The organism is Rhizobium sp. KNZ14-9A, from assembly GCF_056755015.1.
The window spans coordinates 1,001,024-1,016,202 of the sequence record NZ_JBPGXB010000002.1 but is presented as its reverse complement, the minus strand read 5'-3'; the positions used below and the strand labels follow the sequence as shown (position 1 = coordinate 1,016,202).

General features: G+C 59.9%; 17 protein-coding genes and 1 pseudogene. 7 read left to right on the top strand and 11 right to left on the bottom strand.

The features are described from left to right. Nucleotides 1-20: 20 nt before the first annotated feature. Both ACR9ZQ_RS11190 and ACR9ZQ_RS11185 read left to right on the top strand, forming a co-directional pair. Nucleotides 21-677 carry a glutathione S-transferase family protein gene (locus tag ACR9ZQ_RS11190; RefSeq protein ID WP_481429295.1) on the top strand — a complete coding sequence of 219 codons (657 nt, stop codon included), beginning with the start codon at nucleotides 21-23 and terminating at the stop codon, nucleotides 675-677. A 209-nt stretch (nucleotides 678-886) separates the two neighbouring features. Then, on the top strand, nucleotides 887-1,756 hold the full coding sequence (locus tag ACR9ZQ_RS11185; RefSeq protein ID WP_481427796.1) for a Na+-dependent transporter: 870 nt from the start codon (nucleotides 887-889) through the stop codon (nucleotides 1,754-1,756). A gap of 70 nt (nucleotides 1,757-1,826) precedes the next feature. On the opposite strand, the gene ACR9ZQ_RS11180 is transcribed toward ACR9ZQ_RS11185, so the two are convergent. The 4 genes from ACR9ZQ_RS11180 to ACR9ZQ_RS11165 form a co-directional block, all read right to left on the bottom strand. Beyond that, the gene (locus tag ACR9ZQ_RS11180; protein WP_481429294.1) at nucleotides 1,827-3,581 is read right to left on the bottom strand and encodes an acetolactate synthase 3 large subunit; all 1,755 of its coding nucleotides are present in this window, start codon (nucleotides 3,579-3,581) and stop codon (nucleotides 1,827-1,829) included. A 397-nt stretch (nucleotides 3,582-3,978) separates the two neighbouring features. Next, nucleotides 3,979-4,422 carry a pyridoxamine 5'-phosphate oxidase family protein gene (locus ACR9ZQ_RS11175; protein ID WP_310387209.1) on the bottom strand — a complete coding sequence of 148 codons (444 nt, stop codon included), beginning with the start codon at nucleotides 4,420-4,422 and terminating at the stop codon, nucleotides 3,979-3,981. A gap of 16 nt (nucleotides 4,423-4,438) precedes the next feature. Next, a complete protein-coding gene (locus tag ACR9ZQ_RS11170; protein WP_439015722.1) occupies nucleotides 4,439-5,029 on the bottom strand; it encodes a DUF1003 domain-containing protein in 591 nt (196 codons plus the stop codon). Nucleotides 5,030-5,109: 80 nt separating this feature from the next. Further along, nucleotides 5,110-5,412, bottom strand: coding sequence for a hypothetical protein (locus ACR9ZQ_RS11165; protein ID WP_310387213.1), 303 nt, complete (start codon nucleotides 5,410-5,412; stop codon nucleotides 5,110-5,112). 439 nt (nucleotides 5,413-5,851) lie between these two features. On the opposite strand from ACR9ZQ_RS11165, the gene ACR9ZQ_RS11160 reads away from it, so the two are divergent. Further along, nucleotides 5,852-6,100 (top strand): alpha/beta fold hydrolase, encoded by a 249-nt coding sequence (locus ACR9ZQ_RS11160; RefSeq protein WP_477920712.1) that lies wholly within the window; start codon nucleotides 5,852-5,854, stop codon nucleotides 6,098-6,100. 47 nt (nucleotides 6,101-6,147) lie between these two features. On the opposite strand, the gene ACR9ZQ_RS11155 is transcribed toward ACR9ZQ_RS11160, so the two are convergent. Beyond that, complete coding sequence (locus ACR9ZQ_RS11155) at nucleotides 6,148-6,693, bottom strand: P-loop nucleotide/nucleoside kinase family protein (RefSeq protein ID WP_310387216.1); 546 nt, start codon at nucleotides 6,691-6,693, stop codon at nucleotides 6,148-6,150. A 173-nt stretch (nucleotides 6,694-6,866) separates the two neighbouring features. Further along, nucleotides 6,867-7,601 (bottom strand): SDR family oxidoreductase, encoded by a 735-nt coding sequence (locus ACR9ZQ_RS11150; RefSeq protein WP_310387218.1) that lies wholly within the window; start codon nucleotides 7,599-7,601, stop codon nucleotides 6,867-6,869. Nucleotides 7,602-7,737: 136 nt separating this feature from the next. On the opposite strand from ACR9ZQ_RS11150, the gene ACR9ZQ_RS11145 reads away from it, so the two are divergent. Next, on the top strand, nucleotides 7,738-8,325 hold the full coding sequence (locus ACR9ZQ_RS11145) for a TetR/AcrR family transcriptional regulator (protein ID WP_481427795.1): 588 nt from the start codon (nucleotides 7,738-7,740) through the stop codon (nucleotides 8,323-8,325). A 29-nt stretch (nucleotides 8,326-8,354) separates the two neighbouring features. On the opposite strand, the gene ACR9ZQ_RS11140 is transcribed toward ACR9ZQ_RS11145, so the two are convergent. Continuing rightward, nucleotides 8,355-9,518 carry a mandelate racemase/muconate lactonizing enzyme family protein gene (locus ACR9ZQ_RS11140; RefSeq protein ID WP_481427794.1) on the bottom strand — a complete coding sequence of 388 codons (1,164 nt, stop codon included), beginning with the start codon at nucleotides 9,516-9,518 and terminating at the stop codon, nucleotides 8,355-8,357. A 212-nt stretch (nucleotides 9,519-9,730) separates the two neighbouring features. On the opposite strand from ACR9ZQ_RS11140, the gene ACR9ZQ_RS11135 reads away from it, so the two are divergent. Beyond that, nucleotides 9,731-10,693 carry a LysR substrate-binding domain-containing protein gene (locus ACR9ZQ_RS11135; RefSeq protein WP_481427793.1) on the top strand — a complete coding sequence of 321 codons (963 nt, stop codon included), beginning with the start codon at nucleotides 9,731-9,733 and terminating at the stop codon, nucleotides 10,691-10,693. Here ACR9ZQ_RS11135 and ACR9ZQ_RS11130 read toward each other — a convergent pair. The 4 genes and pseudogenes from ACR9ZQ_RS11130 to ACR9ZQ_RS11115 form a co-directional block, all read right to left on the bottom strand. Further along, nucleotides 10,683-12,380, bottom strand: a complete 1,698-nt coding sequence (locus ACR9ZQ_RS11130; protein ID WP_481427792.1) for an FAD-dependent oxidoreductase — start codon at nucleotides 12,378-12,380, stop codon at nucleotides 10,683-10,685. The genes ACR9ZQ_RS11135 and ACR9ZQ_RS11130 overlap by 11 nt on opposite strands. A gap of 10 nt (nucleotides 12,381-12,390) precedes the next feature. Beyond that, nucleotides 12,391-12,693, bottom strand: a complete 303-nt coding sequence (locus ACR9ZQ_RS11125) for a UBP-type zinc finger domain-containing protein (RefSeq protein WP_310387228.1) — start codon at nucleotides 12,691-12,693, stop codon at nucleotides 12,391-12,393. 331 nt (nucleotides 12,694-13,024) lie between these two features. Next, nucleotides 13,025-13,228, bottom strand: a complete 204-nt coding sequence (locus ACR9ZQ_RS11120; protein ID WP_481427791.1) for a hypothetical protein — start codon at nucleotides 13,226-13,228, stop codon at nucleotides 13,025-13,027. An 822-nt stretch (nucleotides 13,229-14,050) separates the two neighbouring features. Next, nucleotides 14,051-14,453: pseudogene (locus ACR9ZQ_RS11115) on the bottom strand (GFA family protein). A 219-nt stretch (nucleotides 14,454-14,672) separates the two neighbouring features. Between ACR9ZQ_RS11115 and ACR9ZQ_RS11110 the strand changes: the two are divergent. Next, a complete protein-coding gene (locus tag ACR9ZQ_RS11110; protein WP_113321377.1) occupies nucleotides 14,673-14,912 on the top strand; it encodes a hypothetical protein in 240 nt (79 codons plus the stop codon). Next, nucleotides 14,909-15,175, top strand: a complete 267-nt coding sequence (locus tag ACR9ZQ_RS11105; protein WP_007818286.1) for a hypothetical protein — start codon at nucleotides 14,909-14,911, stop codon at nucleotides 15,173-15,175. The genes ACR9ZQ_RS11110 and ACR9ZQ_RS11105 overlap by 4 nt, the downstream gene beginning before the upstream one ends. Nucleotides 15,176-15,179 lie beyond the last annotated feature (4 nt).

Here is a 15,179-nt window from a genome sequence, read left to right as displayed (position 1 = left end):
GCTTGCCCATGTCCGCCGCCATGTCGCTGGTGATCTACCTGCACCCGCTCTCCTCTTACTCCCAGAAGGCGAAGACCGCCTTCTACGAGAAGGACCTGGCCTTCGAGGTGAGGCTTCTTGACGGAAGCGAGCCGATCACCTCGGAGTTTTCGGCAAAGTGGCCGATCAAGCGGTTTCCGATCCTTGAGCATGGCGGCGACTTCATTTTCGAAGCAACAAGCATCATCGAATATATCGACGCGCTCAGCCCCGGCGACCAACCGCTGATCCCCAAGGATGCGGCAACGGCCATCAAGGTGCGCATGTGGGACCGCTTCTTCGATAACTACCTGCAATATCCCCAGCAGCGCATGGTCAATGCCGCGCTCGGCCGGGAGGTCGAGCCCGATGACGGCTATGTCCGCTGGCGCCACGCGCTCGAAACCGCCTATGGCATTCTCGACGCGCATATGAAGGGCAGGCAGTGGGTGGCCAGCGAAACCTTCAGCCTCGCCGATTGCTCGGCCGCCCCGGCCTTGCTCTATGCCGACTGGGCGCATCCGATCCCCGAGCATTTTGAGAATGTCCGCGCCTATCGCGCCCGCCTGCTCCAGCGCCCGAGCTATGCCCGCGCACTCGATGAAGCGCGCCCCTACCGCCACCTCTATCCGCTAGGAGCACCTGCCGGGCGTGATTGAACGGGTGAGCGCTCCGCTTTCGCGCAGGTACCGCGGCAAGCGGTATCGGTGCAAAACCGCCTTTGTTCGATAGCTGATAACGGCAGCATCTGAGATATCGGGTATTTACTGTAACGTACTTCCGCCCTGCGCCATTTTTCCCTACCGATCGCCCCATAACAGCCAGGCGCATCGGCAAGCGCATGATAAACCGGCCAGCGGGGGCAGCAATGACACTTGCGGAATGGATCATGCTCGCTCTGAGGGCCAGCCTGTTCTCGATCGTCTTTGCACTTGGGCTGCGGGCGACGCTCAAAGACATCGCGTATCTGCTGGCCCGCCCCATGCTGTTGTTCAAATCCATCCTGTCGATGAATATCGTCATGCTCGGTTTTACCCTCGCAGCCGCCTATCTCTTTCCGCTGCCCCCGCCGCTCCAGATCGCGCTCCTCGGACTTGCCATGGCCCCGGTTCCGCCAATCCTGACGTGGAAGCAGAAACGAGCGGACGGGACATCCTCTTACGCGATCAGCCTGTGCGTAACGGCCTCCTTTCTGGCCGTCCTCCTCGTTCCACTCGCCATCGCATTGGCAGACATCGTCTTTCACGCAGACTACCGGATGCCCGCGACGCGCGTCGTGCCCATCGTCCTCATATCCGTCATCGTGCCGCTCGTGCTCGGCATGCTGGTCGAGCGCCTCGCGCCCACCATCGCCGCCAGGATCGCCCAACCGGTCGCGATATCAGGAACGGTCCTTCTCATTCTGGCCGCCCTGCCCGTTCTTTTCGTGACGCTGCCTGCGGTCTGGGTGCTCGTCGGCAGGGGACTCCTTCTGTTCCTTGCCCTCTTCACCGCCTTTGGCCTGCTGGTCGGCCACGTCCTGGGTGGGCCGCACACGCATGATCGCGTCGTTCTGGCGCTCGCGACAGGCACGCGGCATCCCGGTGTCGCAATGGCGATCGCCGCATTCAATTTTCCCGATGAAAAAGCCGCGGTGGCGGTCGTGCTGATGCACGTTTTCATAGGCGCACTGGTCTCGATACCCTATTTGAAACTTGTCCGGATAAGCGTCGCGCCTGCGAAGAGCCTCGACAAGTAATGGATATAGGCCACCTCATCTCGTTGCATTGGCCGGTATCCTGCGACACCGGCCAATCCATTGCAGACGATCAGACGAGCCCCTGGCTGAAGCCGAATTCGCCCTCCGCTTCCGCCGCACGCACATCCTCGCCAAACAGCATGTCATTATGCGGCCGGCCGCTGCGAACCATGGGATAGACGTTTTCGAGCGCCGCGACACGGCAGTCGAACAGGACAGGCCGGTCGATGGTGATCATTTCCCTGATCTTCGCATCCAGCTCATCCGGCCTCTCGCAGCGCAAGCCCACCGCGCCATAGGCTTCCGCCAGCTTGACGAAATCCGGCAGCGAGGCGGAATAGGATCGATCTCGCCGATTGCCGTGCAGGATCTGCTGCCATTGCCGGATCATGCCGAGCTGCGCATTGTTCAAGATGAAGATCTTGACCGGCGCCTGATGCTGCATCGCCGCCGAAAGCTCCTTCAGCGTCATCTGCACCGAGCCATCGCCGACAATGCCGAGAACCAGCCGCCCGGGATGGGCAATCTGCGCGCCGATGGCCGCCGGCAACCCGTATCCCATCGTGCCGAGCCCGCCAGAAGTGAGCCATCGGTTCGGCCCCTCGATGCCGAAGAGTTGCGCCGCCCACATCTGATGCTGACCGACATCGGTCGTCACGATCGGGTCGAGATCGGTGGTCAGCGCATGCAGCCGCTCCAGTGCATATTGCGGCATGATCTCGTCCCGGCGCCTCTCATAGGCAAAGGATTTTCGCCCCCGCCACTGCCCGATCTCGGTCCACCACGCATCCATCCGCTTCCGCTCTGGTACGGCGGGAAGCGCCCGCCAGGCTTCGATCATCTCCGAGAGCACCGCCGCCGCATCGCCCGTGATGCCGATATCGACTGATACATTCTTGTTGATCGAGGATGGATCGATATCGATATGGATCTTTTTCGAGCCCGGCGAAAAGCGGTCGACGCGCGAGGTTACGCGATCGTCGAAACGCGCCCCGATCGCAACCATCAGGTCGCAATCATGCATCGCCATATTAGCTTCATAGGAGCCATGCATGCCCGGCATTTTCAGCCAGTTCGGCCCTGACGCGGGATAGGCGCCAAGCCCCATCAGCGTCGAGGTGATGGGAAAGCCCGTCAGCTCCACCAGCTCCCGCAGCAGGCGCGAGGCCTCCGGCCCGGAATTGATGATGCCGCCGCCGGTATAGAGGACCGGCCGCTTCGCCTGCGCCATCAGCCTGACCGCAGCCGCGATCGCCTCGCGATCGCCGCCCGTCCGCGGCTCGTAGCGTGCCGGCACCGATATCTCCTTCGGGCCGACATAAAGCCCGCTCGCAAACAGCACGTCCTTGGGCATATCGACCAGAACCGGCCCCGGCCGGCCCGATGTGGCGATCCTGAAAGCGAGATGGATCGTCTTAGCCAGATCATCAATGTGATCGACGAGGAAATTATGCTTGGTGCAGGGCCGCGTGATACCAACCGTATCGCATTCCTGAAAGGCATCCGTGCCGATCAGCGTCGTCGGCACCTGGCCGGTCAGGCAGACGAGCGGAATGGAATCCATCAGCGCATCCTGCAGCGCCGTCACCGCATTGGTGACACCTGGTCCTGAGGTCACCAGCATGACGCCGACCTTGCCGGTCGAGCGGGCGTAACCTTCGGCGGCATGGCCGGCCCCCTGCTCGTGGCGCACGAGCAGATGCTTGATCTCGTCCTGCTGAAAGATCTCGTCATAGATCGGCAGCACGGCAGCGCCGGGATAGCCGAAAATGTGCTCGACGCCATTGTCGCGCAGCGCCTGCAGAACGATTTCGCCGCCGTTCATCAGGCGGCCAGAGGGAGTATTCGCGGAAGTCTCGGGAGAATTTTGGGTAAAGCTAGCCTTATCGCCGGTCATAGCAATGTTCCGTCGTTGAAGAGGTGATTGGGGGTGCGACGGGGCATAAAAAAAGGCCCCGTCAGGGACCTTGTGTTCGGCGCATGGGTGGCTGATGCCGGACGGTTACACCGTCCTGCCCATGCGCGATATCACCACGACGAGAACCATTGCGATTTTCATGGGCGTAAGAGCTAACCGCAATTTTGCGCTCCGTCAATCGCATCTGTGCGTTCGGCCCGAACCGCTGTTCGCCTTGTCAGATGTTGATGGCTGATGGGTTATCGATCCGGCTTGGCTGCCGGGGCGTCCCCGGCCCGCAGGCGAAACATGCCGCGCGGGACCGTCAGATCGTCTGCCGTCCCGAAAGCACCTCGATCGAAAGGCTGAAGAAGATCGGCCCGTCCACAGGCTCATCCGTATCGCCGTCGAAATTGAAAGATCCAGGCTCCCACCAGAAGGCACGCTTTTCCAGAAGCGACCATGCATGGATGCGTTCATTTCGGCGCGCGGGGGTATCCGTCAGCTCCTCGAAACGACCGTGAACAAGGACGCTTTTCCACTTTCTGTCCTGGCCGAGCTCTTCGGCATGGAAACTGGCCAGGGGGTTTGCCCTGAGACGGTCGATCTTCAGGCCAGGCATGGAAAACATGAACAGCCGGCGTCCTTCATAGGCGTAGTGAATGGGAACGATATAGGGATATTGCTCACCGCTGCACCCGAGATGGCCAAACATGTGGTTCGCCAGAAACTCGATGCAGGCATTATCGGTCATTTCTCGCAGCTGCATGCTAGCCTCCGGTACTTTAAAGGTCCTGCCGTTGCTGACCCGGCGGGCCGAGCATCAATTTCGTCAGAAGTGCGATCTGCTCCTGCTGCTGGGCGACGAGCGATTTCAGATCGGTATTTCTGAGCTCGTCGAGCTTGTCATGCAGCGCCATGATTTCGATCTCAGCCTTCAAATTGACCTCGTAGTCGTGCGCGGCATCCACTCGGTCTTTGGCGGCATGCCTATTCTGGCTCATCATGATGACCGGCGCCTGCACGGCCGCCAGCATGGAAAGGATGAGATTGAGGAAGATGAAGGGATAGGGATCGAAGGCGCGCGTCGCGGCCAGCAGATTGCCGGCGACCCATACTGCAAGGGCGATCCCGAAGAGGATGATGAAGGTCCACGAACCGCCGAATTCCGCCACCTTGTCCGCCAGCCGCTGCGACGGTGTCAGCTTTGCATCGAAGGACTGATTGGAATCATGGGCAATCGCGTGCCGGGAGATCAGTCGCCGGAAGACTGCCCGTTCGCGCTCGGTTAAGAGCTCGAACGGTTTGCCGAGGTATCTGTTCGCGCCGGAACCGATTGCCTCGTCGGAGATTTCAGCAACAGTGCCGGCCGACATGATATTCTCCCGTCGAATGCACCGGCCGGCACCGGACCATGACAATATGGCCGATCAGCCGCACCGGCATTGATCCCAGATTACGGTGTCACTTCGGATTGCGATGTCACATCAAGGGAATCTTCGATACGCTTCAAGTGGTAGATAACCCGTCTCTTGCGATCGTACAGCCTGCCCAACAGCGCATTTTCGACATCCAGCGGCCTCCCCGTCAGCCGCAGCCTTTTAACGACGATTTCCTGGCCGGTGATGCGCTGCTCCGCCTTCACGGCGTGGAGCCTTGCGAACCTCAGATCCTTATTTCCATATCGTGCCGATTGCATATCTATCTCGCCAATCATTTTTTTATCCGCGCCTGGCCGAGACGCTGTCTTTGCGGCCATTGCCCCTGGGGGTCGACGGCACGAACGTTATGATCCGCGCTTCTGCAGCAGGTTCCCCGCCTGTTCGATGGGTGCCGGCCGAAAGTCAAATTCATAGATAGAAAAAGAAATCATAGCACGTTCTTCGATTATTCTCATATAATAAATATTATATATCGAAATTAGAGACTTTTCTAAAATCAGAAAATAAAATAGCGAAGAAAATCGCGTCACGTTATACGAACAATCTTCCTTTTGTCTCTGCACGCTCCGGCTACTGCGCAACAATTCTACGTTACAGCGCCTGTTATCTTCGGCGAAAAACGCCATGAAGCCGTCACCTGGAATTGGGGTGACGTGTGTTGGACTTTCATGGCTGCTAGAGCTATCGCAGACAGGCAGGCCGCCAATCGCGTCTCTGCACCCCCTATTGCTTATGGCATCGGCTGAGCAATATCCGTTGCTGTCGCTATCGGCATGCCGTGCAAGCGTTGGCGACAAGATCAGCCGGGCCGCATGGCGTTCCAAGCCCTCTTGGTACCTCGTTGCGGCCAAAGACGAAACGATCCCGCCGGCCGTGGAATGCGATTCCGCCGCGCACATGAAGGGCGAGACGCTTGTCCTGCAAAGCGGCCACGTCCCCATGCTGTCGCAGCCCGAAGCGGTCGCAGACTTTGTCGCCAGTGCCGCGGCCGCGATCGACGCCTGACCCTCCCGAGGGCGTGGCTTTCGTCGCGCCCTCGCAGGGAAACTTTCTCAATCGAATGTCGCCTGCACGATCCATGCCTCCTCTTCGCTCGGAATATCAAAGCCTTGGACATATTTCGCGAGCAGCTCGTCCGTTATCGGAAACGCGGCATTTGCATCACGTCGTGCTGAGCGTTCTCTCAAACGACCGCGCAAAATCGCCTCCTCCACCTGAAGATAAATGACGCGGCACCGGTGATCACGGGCTTCGACAAGCCCACGGTAGCGGGTGCGAGCCGCCCCATTCCAGAAGGCAAAATCGATCACTGCCTTCGTGCCGCGCATGAGCTGGTCTTCAAGGCGGAGCCTCAGCCGCGTTTCCGCGGCGGCCTGCAGATCGGCATAGGCAGCCTCCGGATAATCGACGCCAAAACGCCCGTCATGCCGCCAGACCTCTTCGTCGATCGAGAAACGCTCACATCCGAGCGCCTCCAGCCGCTGTGCAAAGGTCGTCTTGCCGGAACCTGCCAAACCGCACATCATGAACACGATCCGCGGCTCGGTTCGTACCAGATCTTCGGCGGCAGCCACTGCCTGCCGATAAGACATCACCATCCGAAACTCGCCTCCTGCGATCCTGATCGGCGACGGAACCTCCGCATTTGACCTTGTGCCTCGACTGACGAGAGCCGGCCACCACCTATGTATGTATTTCTATCCCTCTGAACTTGCTCACACAATGCGTCTGTGGCGGACACGCTTTCCGTCAATTGCCAATGAGAAGGCCATCACCAGGGGATAGCGCCCTGCTCGCTCTGGCAAATGCCTTTGAGGTCGCGCCCTTGAAGCAAAGCCATTCGCACCGGAAAAGCCGCAGCCTCCGAGGGCGTGCGATCGCCGCGGTGGCCGCTGAGATCGGTGGCGACGAGGCCGGGGCAAGCCGATACGGCGGTGATCCCGGTATCGCTGAGCTCGGCATTGAGCTGGACCGTCAGCATGTTCAGCGCCGCCTTCGAGGCATTGTAGCCGATAAGGCGAACGCCATAGAACGGCCAGCTTGGATCGCCGTTCAGCGTCAGGGAGCCGAGGCTGCTGGTCATGTTGACGATGCGCCCTGCCCCGGCCCTGCGCAAGAGCGGCAGCATCGCCTGCGTTACCGCGAGCGCGCCGATGAAATTGGTCTCCAGCTCGCGGCGCACAGCCTCCAGCGAAGCCTTGCCGGGAGCGCCGTCGGTATAGTCGGCAATGCCGGCATTGTTGACGAGAATATCGAGGCGGCCATGCCCCGCATCGATCTCGGCAGCGGCGGCAGCGATGCTCCCGGTGTCACAGACATCGATCCGGATGAACGACACATCAAGCCCCTGCGAGACCAGTTCCTCGGCCGCCGATTGCCCGCGCTCCGCATCACGCGCGCCGAGCAGAACAGTCACGCCGGCCTGGGCGAGCTGTCTGGCGATTTCATATCCGATACCCTTGTTCGCGCCGGTCACGAGCGCGATGCGGCTGGAGCTGTCTGTCATCTGAAGATCCTTGAAAATCCTGTTCGTTGCGAGCAGATTGAAAATAAGAAGGATTCTTCAGGTTTTGAATTCGCATACGGTTTCCGCCCAGACATCAGCTGCAAATGCCCGCAAATCACCGCGTCAGGCGCGGTCGGTGAACACTGTCGAGGCAATTTTCGAAGCGACGATTCAGGTTTTGATATCCGACGGGCCGGGTGATCTGACGACCACCCGTGTCGCGGAAAGAGCCGGTGTCTCCGTCGGCTCCCTATACCAGTATTTCCCGAACAAGCAGGCCCTGTTCCACGCCGTCAACGAGCGCTACCTGACGATGCTGGCAGAACGCGTGGAAGCGGCCTGCCTCGACCATCGCGGCGCGCGGTATGCCGAGATGGCCGATGCGCTCGTCAGCACCTATATCGAGGTCAAGATCGAGCGCCGCGACGTCACGATCGCCCTCTACCGCGCCGCCGCCGAAGTGGACGTCGCCGAGATCGTCGAGGCCATGTCACAGCGCATCGAAGCGGCGAGCCAAGCCATGTTCGCCACCGCCTCGGATGCGAAATTCGCCAATCTCTCTACGGTCAACGTGATGATGCTGAACGTGCTCTGCGGCACCGTCCGCAACGTCTTCGAGCGGGATATGTCAGAACTTCTCATCGACGGCGGATTGCGGACGCAACTGACGCTCATGTTCTGCACTTATCTAGATGCTGCAAAGATTCCGATGCCTGAAGCTTAGCCTTGTCAGGCAATCGCCGGCCTGCCCTTTTACTCCGCCAGTTCCCGCATGATCTTGATGAGGTCTGACTTGCCCTCGAAGCCGATGCCGGGCAGCTCCGGCATGGTGATGTGGCCGTCGATCACCTGAACGCCGTCGGGGAATCCGCCATAGGGCTGGAAGAGATCGGGATAGCTCTCATTGCCACCAAGGCCGAGACCAGCCGCGATATTGAGCGACATCTGGTGACCGCCATGCGGAATGCAGCGCGAGGGCGACCAGCCGAACTGCCGCAGCACGTCGAGTGTGCGCAGATATTCGACAAGCCCGTAGGACAGCGCGCAATCGAACTGCAGGTAATCGCGATCCGCACGCATGCCGCCATAGCGCAGCAGGTTGCGGGCGTCCTGATGCGAGAAGAGGTTCTCGCCGGTTGCCATCGACGCATCGTAGAATTCGGAGATGGCCGCCTGCAGTGCATAATCGAGCGGGTCGCCGATTTCCTCGTACCAGAAGAGCGGATAGTCGCGCAGCATCTTGGCATAGGCGATGCCGGTCTCCAGATCGAAGCGGCCGTTCGCATCGACGGCAAGCTGCGCCTCAGAACCGATCTCTTCCAGCACAGATTCGATGCGGCCGCGGTCTTCCTCGATCGAAGCACCGCCGATCTTCATCTTGACCACGGTGTAGCCGCGGTCGAGATAGCCGTGCATCTCCTTGCGCAAGGCACTGTTGTCCTTGCCGGGATAGTAGTACCCACCGGCCGCATAGACGAAGACCTTCGGGTCAGCCTCCCTGCCCTTCATATCCGCCAGCAGCCGGAAGAGCGGCTTGCCCTCGATCTTGGCAACGGCATCCCACACCGCCATGTCGATCGTGCCAACCGCGACCGAACGCTCGCCGTGGCCGCCGGGCTTTTCATTCTTCATCATCGCCGCCCAGATCCTGTGCGGATCGAGATTGGTGCCGGCATCATTCACGAGGCTTTCCGGCGCCGCTTCCAGAATACGATCCCTGAAGCGTTCGCGGATAAGGCCGCCCTGGCCATAACGGCCATTGGAGTTGAAGCCGTAGCCAACCACGCGCCGCCCGTCTCTCACGACATCGGTGACGACGGCCACCAGGCTCGCCGTCATCTTGCTGAAGTCGATATAGGCGTTGCGGATCGGCGACGCGATCGGCTTCGTCACTTCGCGGACATCGATGATACGCATGGCAGTCTCCCAGTCCGGATCTGAGGGCCGTTGCCCTCGCATAGGAACGATTTAAGCGAAATCCGCCCTCACCGTCCAATGCCGATCCGGGTTCCTTTAATGCCGAATCGGCACTGTAAATTTTTCGAAGTATCCATGAATTTGCTTGAAATCGTCGGAACGATGCCGTTCAGTCAATGCTTCCTAGGCATCAGAAAAACGGATGAACCATCGTGGAAACCGCCTGGCTCGCTGATCTCCAGGCTCTTGCCGAAACGCTGAATTTTTCGAGAGCAGCAGAGAAGCGCCACATCACGCAGCCGGCTTTCGGACGCCGCATCAAGTCTCTCGAGGGCTGGTGCGGGTCCGAGCTCGTCGATCGCTCGACGCACAGGTTGAAGCTGACCCCTGCGGGCGAAGCCATGCTGGAGGCGGCAAACGATATCGCCGCACGGCTGGAGCGCGTTATCAGTGATCTCGAGCAGATGCGTGCCGCGACCTCGACCGTGACCTTCGCCGCCACCCACGCCCTCTCCTTCATATTCTTCCCCGGCTGGATACAAGCTCTGGGCCACGAGGCATCGACGATGCCGATCCGCCTCCTCTCGGACAATATGAACGAGTGCGAGCGGATCATGACGGAAGGCCGTGCCCAATTCCTGCTCTGTCACGACCACCAGAACAGCAGGATCCGTCTCGACAGGAATGCCTACAGGCACGTGGAGCTTGCGACCGACCGCCTGATCCCCGTCAGCGGGCGGGACCGGGATGGCCGACCGCTCCACAGCATCTCGGAGGCAACGGATCGCACAATCCCGCATCTCGCCTTCGAAGAAACATCAGGCATGGGCCGCATCCTCTCGTCCGCCCTCTCCGCCCACACACATCAGCTGCACCTCTCGACAGTCTTCACCTCCCATCTGGCCATGGCGCTCAAGGCGCTCGCCATCGAAGGAAAAGGTGTCGCCTGGATACCGGAGAGCCTGGCAGCCGACGAGATGGGACCTGATGGAAGACTGACCTCAGCCGGATCGGCGGATTGGGCGGTCGACGTCAAGATCGTGCTGATCAGACCACGGGCGCGCATGACTGACATTGCCGAGAGCTTCTGGACCCTGGTTCAAGGCAAGGATTGGCGTTCTCCCCGCCAGCCGCTGCCTGCAACGGTACCGCCCGGGCAGCAGATCATTTCATGAGCGCAACCTGTCTCAGCGCCGCGTGAATATCGCTGACGACGGCAGCGCCCTCGCCGACGGCTGCGGCAACCCGCTTCGTCGATCCGGCCCGGACATCGCCGATCGCAAAGACGTTCGGCAGGCTGGTTTCCAGTTGCAGGGAGCGCCTTCCCAGCTCCTCTTCGACATCAGGGCTGAAAGTCGTACCGGTCCTTATGAACCCCCTGTCATCCGTCTTGATGCGGCACTTGATCCAGTCGGTATTCGGGTCGGCGCCGATGAACATGAAGACGCGGCGAAGATTGTAGTTCTTCCCGGACTGCGCCCTGAGATCCGTGATGGTTGCCGCCAGGCGACCATGCAGATCTTCCGACAGCGCTGTCAGCTCGCATCCGAGATGCATCTCCACGTTTGGCAGTGCCGCAATGCGATCGATCAGATAGGTGGACATGGTTTCGGTCAGGCTTCGGCGGATCACCAGGTGGAGACGCCGGACCCGCGGCGCCAGGAATGCGATCGCCTGGCCGGCCGAATTGCCGCCGCCAACCAGGGCAATATCGTCGTTTTCGCATAGTTTCGCTTCGATTGCGGATGCCCAATAGGAAATGCCGGCGCCCTCGAAGCGCGCTATGTCGGGAATATCAGGCCTGCGGTACCTGGCGCCTGAGGCGATGACGACGGTTCGCGCCTTGACTGCCCTGTCTCCGCCAATCCGCAATACCATGGGGTCGGTTTTGCGTTTGCCGGCCGGGGCCGGAATCAGCTCGTCGACATCGAGCGGCAAGGCGATTTCCGCTCCGAATTTGAGCGCTTGATTGAAGGCGCGGCCCGCAAGCGCCTGGCCTGAAATTCCGGTCGGAAAACCGAGATAGTTTTCGATGCGGGAGGAACTGCCGGCCTGCCCGCCGATCGATCGTGCGTCGATGACGATGACGCTGAGCCCCTCCGATGCCGCGTAGACCGCAGCCGCCAGACCCGATGGACCTGCTCCGACGATCGCCACATCGTAGACGATTGCCGGATCGAGCTCCGGCGTGATGCCGAGGCAGCAGGCAGCTTCAGCGTCTGTCGGATGTTTGAGTACCGTTCCGTTGGGGCAGACCATGAGCGGCAATTCGCTCGCCAGTATCCCAAGCCTCTCCACCAGGCCCCGGCCTTCGTGGTCCGACGCCGCATCGAGGACGACATGAGGGTAGCCGCTTCTGGTCAGAAAGCCCTGCAGGCGAACCAGATTGGGCTCTCCGGGATTGCCGATCAGAACCGAACCGGCGCCGCCGAAATTGATCAGTTCCACACGCCGCAGGATATAGGCGCGCATGATGATCTCACCGATATCGGCCGATCCTATGATGAGAGCCTTCAGATGCGCGGCATCGAATGCCAGCGCCACACACCCTTCCGGCCCGGCACGTCCGCCTGCAAGCACGGGCCGTCCGGAGAGCTGACTGACCTCTCCCGAAAATTGCCCGGTGCCATGGCTCGTGATCAGCGCTTCCGGCATCGACAGCCCGTCGTGCCTAAAGACATCGAGGCGGCCGGAGAGGATCAACCATGCGGGCGAATGCCTGTCACCGATCTGGGACACGATCTCGCCGGGAGCAAAGGAATGCGGGCCACTGCTGGCAAAGCGTGTCGCCATTTGAACTTGTGCGGCACTCAGCACCGGAAACATCTGGTGACGGCGGGTTTCGAGGCTGTCGGAGCTCATGGCGGCACGCTCAATAATAGCGCGGGATCGGGCCGCGTTGCGGCGTCTGATCCGGCAGTTCCACCATCGTCTCGTCGAGATAGCACCAGCCCCAGCCCTCAGGCGGATCATAGCCCTCGATAATGGGATGTCCCGTAGCATGGAAATGCGCCGTCGCATGCTTTCCGATGGACTGGTCGCAGCACCCGACATGGCCGCATTCCCGGCAGAGCCGAAGATGGACCCATTCCTGTCCGTCCTCCAGGCATTCCTCGCAGCCAAGCGTCCTGGGCTCTACGGATCGAACGGCTGCAACATGCTTACATCCCGACATCTCTATCTCCTGTGGTTATGGAAGTCCGCGCCTGCCGGAAGGAAGATAGATCAGGAGACGATTTTCTCTATCATACGCAGGTGTAGAACCGTATCTTCGTCGACCAGTATCAGGGCAGAGACGGCGCCCGCAATGCACGCGAAGCCGGTTAGTTCAGCTTCCGCTAGAAAATATTGCCATGTTGTGACCGCAGTCACTATCGGAAACAGCCGCTGCTTGTATTTTGCCCCCGCTGGATGCTGCACCTACCAGCCGGAGAAGGGTCGCCAGGCCCCACTTGACGGCCCTTCTCAATTTTTTTCTCGTTGGCGATGACGGCGTGACGCCCCGATCAGCGAAACATCTCGCTCTGGCTGCCGATCCTGCCGCCTTTTCGCACGCCGATCGCCGTGTTTTGCTGCGCGTCGGACGGCGTGTCACTGAACCATGACACCATGAACAGAAGAAGCGCAGCTGCCATCAATGGCGGGCCAAGGTAGACGATCAAGAGGGAATGCAGCGTTCTCATAGTAGTGTTGTGCGGCGTCGTCGTCATCGGGCGTTTCCAGGGATTGCTGCGATGTCAGTTGAAGCAAAGGCAACAATCTGCGAGTGCGAAGCATTCAGCGTGAGATAAAATCCCTGAGCACTATAATAGGCCGCAACCCACATCAGTAGGCTAAGCTGAAGCGCAATGATGAGATAGTAAATCCTCATAGCTTCCCTTCGAAAACAGTTTTTATAAAGCCAAAATTCGGACTTATTCTGCACAAGTAAGCACATAATAAGATCCGTATTTTCAACGTTATCGCAAAATTAGACAATTTACTATTATCCACTACACAGTAAAAAAGGTGAATAAATAGAACGAACGGATAAAACGGCTGACATCGAAAGAATTATACTTACTGCTCCGCTGACAGCAGCGTCTTGGTCCTCACGAGCCCGCATCATCGATCAGCATGCTTACTACACCCCTCGGTGGCGGCGGTACCGCGGACGGACGCGCACCCGCATATCTCAAAACGGCCGGTTTCACCGGTCGTTTCCGCTGGGTGATAAAGTATCCACCGGAAGGTGATTGAACCTTTGGCGATCTGCCCAAATCATCAGAACGAGCGCATGCTGACCCTTGGCCTGACAGATATTTGGGCTGGATACTTGGGGGGCATGAAATGCGCGATTTGCTGTCAAACTTCGAAGAAGACCATCGTAGCCTCGGCTATGGTGCAGAAGCTCCAACGCATGGAGGACATGGATTTTCCCGGGTCCATGCGGTCGCGGCGATTTTGATCCTGTCCGCGGCGATCTTATTTATCGGAGGTCACGGACTGGTTTAGCGCAATTCCAGCAAAATTGTGCAGCGGTTTTGCGTCCGTCAGAACCAGAGATCACGCACGCACCGCCCTTTGGACGGAAGGTCGTCAAACGTTTCCAGCCCGTCGAAATGATCGATCGGCAGATCGGAAACGAGATCCGGCGGCGCCAGCCGCAAATTGACCGCCATGCGCCGGCGCCCATCCCTGTTGAGCCTCAAGCCGCGCCAGCTGAGCACGCAGGCGCAAGTCGGGCAGAACAATATTTCCAGCGACGACGTCTCCCGGCCGGTCCGCGTATAGGAGCCGGTCTCGCCATTCATGTTGATCCGCTCGCCCTCGTAATCATAGGCCCAGAGCGCTCCATAGCGGCCGGCAGAGCGTGCAGTTGCACGCCGTAATCGAGCCGGGATCGCCTTCCAGCGTCCAGCCCGCCTTGCCGCAATGACATGAGCCGATCAGCATCAGCGCACCGTTTCATCCCTGCTTGTTCCGAGGAGCGTATCTTGCCCCAATCACGTAATGTCCGCAAACCGCGCCCGATCCAATTCTCCTCTCCGCGCTCAGCCCCTGACCACAGCCCTTGACTCCCGCCAGAATGAGAACATAATAAGAACACTCCTGGCGCTGCGGTCGCCATCCCGACAATCCTGAACTGAAATGCTCTGCAAGGAGAATGAGAACATGCGTCCGCAATTGGCCCCAAAAACCGATGGTGATGTGATCGGAAACGAAGATTTGAGCTGGGAGGTCGAGGCAGTGCTCTCCTGGCATGACGAGGATGCCAAGGCCGCCATCGCCACGCTTCTGCAGGACTGCCGCCACCTGCGCGAACAGCTTGCACTTGCCGAAGGCGCCATGAGCCGGGGCATGACCCGCGGCTGGCGGCCCACCTTCGACAGGTCCTCCTTTGACCGGACATGAAACACCGCCGCAGCATTGATCTCGTCGCCAGCCATGAGGAGGTCGCAACCGACAGGGAGACGCTCGCCACCCTGCCGCAATGGTATGTCCTCCATGCCCGCTGCCCGGCCTGCCAGCACGAGACGAGGATCGACCGGCGCATGCTCGCCTACCGCTACGGCAAGGACATATCGCTGGCCAGGATCGGCCCTCGCCTTAAATGCATCGGTTGCGGCAACCGCACGGGAAACCAGCTGCTGCTCGGAAGGCTGCCGCGCGATTGACCGC